This is a genomic window from Salipiger sp. PrR003, from assembly GCF_010500785.1.
Classification (GTDB): Bacteria; Pseudomonadota; Alphaproteobacteria; order Rhodobacterales; family Rhodobacteraceae; genus Salipiger; species Salipiger pacificus_A.
The window spans coordinates 1-4,117 of the sequence record NZ_JAAGOV010000107.1; the positions used below are offsets into that span (position 1 = coordinate 1).

The window sequence follows — 4,117 nt, forward strand, 5'->3', positions numbered from 1 at the left end:
CGCTCACCGAAGGGCTGCTGACGTGGCTGGTCGACAGTGGCGCCGACGTCCGGACCGAGATCCACGACGGCGGCCACCAGATCCGGCAGGGCGAGATCGCGGTCCTGGCCGAGCTGCTCACCGCATGACCTGCCGCGGCGCCCTCTCCCCGGGCGCCGGAGGCTTCTCCCAGACCCATGCAGGAGACATCGAAATGACCGATCCGACCATCAGCTACAGAGAAACCGACAGCAAAGCGCGCTACGTCGCCACGGTGGAGGGTGCCGCGGGCGGAGGCGAGTTGACCATCTCCAAGGTCTCGCCGACCCTCATCATCGCCGACCACACCGCGGTGCCCGACAGCATGCGCGGCATGGGGATCGCCAAGGCACTGGTGCTCCGCCTTCTCGCGGACGCCCGCGGCAAGGGCCAGCGCATCGTGCCGCTCTGCCCCTTCGTGCGCGGCTACGCGATGCGCCACCGCGACGAGACCGCCGACGTCATCCAGTGGTGACCCGGCCGGTCGCCGAGCCAGCGAATACAGCGCCGCTGTGCGCAAGTCATGCGGGCGAGGCATCGCACGTTCCAGGACGACACACAGGACAGAGGCGGTAACGCCGGCCACTCCAGAGGAGACCCAAGATGAGCTGGAACCCTACCCATAGCCCTGAATGCCCGAGCTTCGGCTGCGGCGCGCTCGAGACGCTGATCATCCCCCGCGCCCGCGATATCGGCGGCTTTGACGTCCGCCGCGCCCTGCCCTCGCCGAAGCGGCAGATGGTCGGACCGTTCATCTTCTTTGACCAGATGGGCCCGGCCGAGTTCATCACCGAGGGCGGCATCGACGTGCGCCCGCATCCGCATATCGGGCTCGGCACGGTCACCTACCTCTACCAGGGCGAGTTCGAGCACCGCGACAGCATCGGCAGCCACCAGATGATCTACCCCGGCGAGGTCAACTGGATGACCGCGGGCCGCGGCGTGACCCATTCGGAACGCACCAGCGAAAAGACCCGCGGCACCCGCCACAGCCTTTTTGGCATCCAGACCTGGATCGCCCTGCCCGAGCACCTCGAGGAAAGCGACCCCGGCTTCGAGCACCACGGCAAGGAGGCGCTTCCGGTGATCTCTGACGGTGGCAGCGAAGCCCGGCTCATTCTCGGCGCCGCCTATGGCGAGAAAAGCCCGGTGACCATGCCGTCCGAAACCTTCTACCTCGACGTCGTGCTGCAGCCGGGGGCCGGGTTCCCTTTGCCCGAGGATCAGGAAGACCGCGGAATCTACGTCACCGAAGGCGCGATCGAAGTCGCAGGCGACATCTTTGAGGCCGGCCGCATGATGGTGTTCCGCCCCGGCGACCGGATCTCGGTCAAAGCCGGTCCCCAGGGCGCCCGCCTCATGGCGCTCGGCGGCGCGACCATGAACGGACCAAGGTATATCTGGTGGAACTTCGTCTCGTCGTCCAAGGACCGGATCGAACAAGCCAAGGAGGACTGGAAGGCCGCCGACTGGGCGAACGGACCGTTCCGTCTGCCGCCCGGAGACGAGCAAGAGTTCATCCCGATCACCGCAGAACTGGACCGCACCCGTCCGAGAGGCTGGGACTAATTTCCGCGCATGACTATGCATAGCAAGGGAGATCGATGAGGCTCTTCAGGGTTGACGACGCGCAGATCGCCTTCGCCTTGAAGCGGGTCGCGCGACCCCAAGGCGAGGGGCCGCGCCGATGAAGGGTCAGCCCCTCCAGGTCGCGCCGGCCGGGTCTTCCGTACCGAGAATGCGGTAAAGGCCCGCCTCGCCCGACATGCTCGGCTCGACTGTCACTGCGAGGCCCTCGGGCACGCTCAGCGTATCCCCCGGCGCGAGGATTGCGCTGCCGCCTTCCCAGGTCACCGCCCAGTGACCGAAGACCGGCATAAGCACAGACGGCAAGGGTTCGGCGGTCGGCTCGCTCAGCGCAGAGCCACGGGTCACCAGGTCGACCTCGAAGCCGGGCTTGTCGGGCAGCCGCCCCGTCTTCCCAATCACCTTGACCGGCGCCTTGGCCGCCATCGCCGAGAGGTCCAGGTAGCGCGCCACGTGACGCGGGAGCACCTCTGCCGCCTCCGGCTCGGGAAACGTCTTCAGCTCCTCTTCGCCCAACAGAGGCATCGGCGCCACACCTTCGGGGAGGCTCTGGCCCTTCTTGCTGTCGTAAAGTTTGCCATTCTCGCCAAGCACCAGCCCGTGGTTGCGCGCGTCCTCGATCACCTGCGGTGCCCAGATCACGCCGCCACCCGCATCGTCGCCCCCAAGCACGGCCATGATCATCCCGTAGTCCGTACCGACGTTCTCGAAGCCCCGGAAGATGCCGGTGGGGATGTTGAAGATGTCGCCCGGCTCGAGAATGACCTCGCCGGCGGTGCCCCAGCGGCCCCAGAAGAAGCGCCAGCGGCCTGACAGCACAAAGAACACCTCGGCTGTGCGGTGCGAGTGCAGCGAGTTGCGGCAATGCGGCGGCTGGCCTGCCGCGCCAATGTTGAACCCGTGCGGCAGGCTGATGTGCACGTGCTGGTCGGCACTTTCCGACACGCCGCCGCCGATGATGGTAAAGTTTTCCTTCTGGTCCGAGCCGGGCGTGTGGGCGTCGATGAAGGCGGTGCGACAGGGTTGCAACTCACCGTAGCGTACGAGGCGGGCGTCCATGTCCAGGGGGGTGGTCATTCAAGTCTCCTGTGGTGGTTCGGGTTGGCTCCAACCCTTCGGTATGCGTGCCGATGCGCGCAGCACGAGCGGTGCGGGCACGCGGATCGGCTCCGAAGACGCCGTGTCAGGCGTCTCGATTTGTGCAAGCAGACGGTCTACGGTACGCGCCACCATGGTTTCGGCATCCTGCCGCACGGTGGTCAGGTCATAGGCGGGCCAGGCAGCGGGGGGCACGTCGTCGAACCCCACCACCGAGACGTCACCCGGGACCTTCAGACCCAGCTCGAAGCGCAGAACGTCCATGACCACAAAAGCCATGTGGTCATTGGCGACAAAGACCGCGTCGGGCCGTTCCGCCTCGGACTTGCCAGCAAAGAGCGCGCGCGCCGCCGCCTTGGCGGCGCCCGCCTCGTAGTTGCCGACCGCGCGGGCAAAGAGCGTCTGCCCGGCCTCGGTCAACCCCGCGAGAAAGCCGGCCTCGCGGTCGCGCTGGGTGGAGGCATCTTCCCAGCCCGCGACATAGGCAATACGGCCATGCCCGCCTTCGGTCAGGAACCGCGCCACCTGCCGGCCGCCTTCGACGTTGTCAGAGGTCACGCAGGTTACGCCCGCCCCATCCTGGGCGCGGTTGAACAGCACCACCGGCACGCCGAGACCGGCGCAGCGAGTAGATAGTTCCGACGACAGCGACACCGAGGCCGTCACAAGGCCAGCGACCTGGTAATCGAGGATTTCCTGGATCACGTCATCTACCGTCTCCGAGCCCTGCGAGGACATGAAGACCAGTACGTGATAGCCGCGCGCCTGAAGCGCCTTGGACAGCTTCTCCAGCACCTCGGGGTAGAAGTAGTTCTCGAGGTAAGCGATCACGAGACCGATGATCCGGCTCTGCCCGGTGATCAGCGACCGCGCCAGGACGTTGGGCCGGAAGCCCAGCTCCTCTGCGGCGATGCGGACCTTCTCGGCAGTCTTCTTCGACACCGAGGCTCCCGGAGTGAAGTACCTGCTGACCGCCGACCGGCTGACGCCAGCCCTTTCGGCCACGTCAGCCATCGTCACCTTCTCGATCGTCATCGTCTGCGCCCCTTGCGTGTCGTCCAACGTTGCGCCGTCCCGGCCACAGGTCCGGGAGGGCCCGCGCATCATAGGCACGGGTGCCCCGATTGTCTTGTGGCCGGAAGGGCTTGTTGGACGACGCTGGGTCACTCGGCGGCCTCGGGCAGAACAGGGGCGGCCGCGGCGTAGGGCACGCTGATCCCGCCATAACGCCGCACGCGCAGATTGCACTGCTCCGCGTGACCCGCGAAGCCCTCCAGCATGCACAGGCGCGAGCCATACGCGGCGACCCGGGTCGCCGCCGCGTCGGTGGTCACGCGCTGGTAGCTGTGGGTCTTGAGGAACTTGCCGACCCAGAGCCCGCCGGTGTATCGCCCGGCCTTCTTGGTGGGCAACG

At 66.9% G+C, this 4,117-nt stretch carries 5 protein-coding genes; 2 read left to right on the forward strand and 3 right to left on the reverse strand.

Annotation, left to right across the window (positions count from 1 at the left end; all coding sequences use genetic code 11):
• Positions 1–193 precede the first annotated feature (193 nt).
• Both G0D83_RS29540 and G0D83_RS29545 read left to right on the forward strand, forming a co-directional pair.
• Entirely contained in the window at positions 194–493 is a 300-nt protein-coding gene (locus tag G0D83_RS29540; RefSeq protein ID WP_164198147.1) for a GNAT family N-acetyltransferase, read from the forward strand.
• A gap of 128 nt (positions 494–621) precedes the next feature.
• A complete protein-coding gene (locus tag G0D83_RS29545; protein WP_164198149.1) occupies positions 622–1,587 on the forward strand; it encodes a pirin family protein in 966 nt (321 codons plus the stop codon).
• A 126-nt stretch (positions 1,588–1,713) separates the two neighbouring features.
• Here G0D83_RS29545 and G0D83_RS29550 read toward each other — a convergent pair whose 3' ends face one another.
• From G0D83_RS29550 to G0D83_RS29560, 3 genes are all read right to left on the reverse strand, one after another.
• Positions 1,714–2,682, reverse strand: a complete 969-nt coding sequence (locus G0D83_RS29550; protein WP_203595683.1) for a cupin domain-containing protein — start codon at positions 2,680–2,682, stop codon at positions 1,714–1,716.
• Positions 2,683–3,738 carry a LacI family DNA-binding transcriptional regulator gene (locus tag G0D83_RS29555; protein ID WP_164198151.1) on the reverse strand — a complete coding sequence of 352 codons (1,056 nt, stop codon included), beginning with the start codon at positions 3,736–3,738 and terminating at the stop codon, positions 2,683–2,685.
• Between the two features lie 128 nt (positions 3,739–3,866).
• Positions 3,867–4,117, reverse strand: a 251-nt coding sequence (locus G0D83_RS29560; RefSeq protein WP_203594984.1) for a histidinol dehydrogenase, incomplete at its 5' end; no start/stop codon positions are given.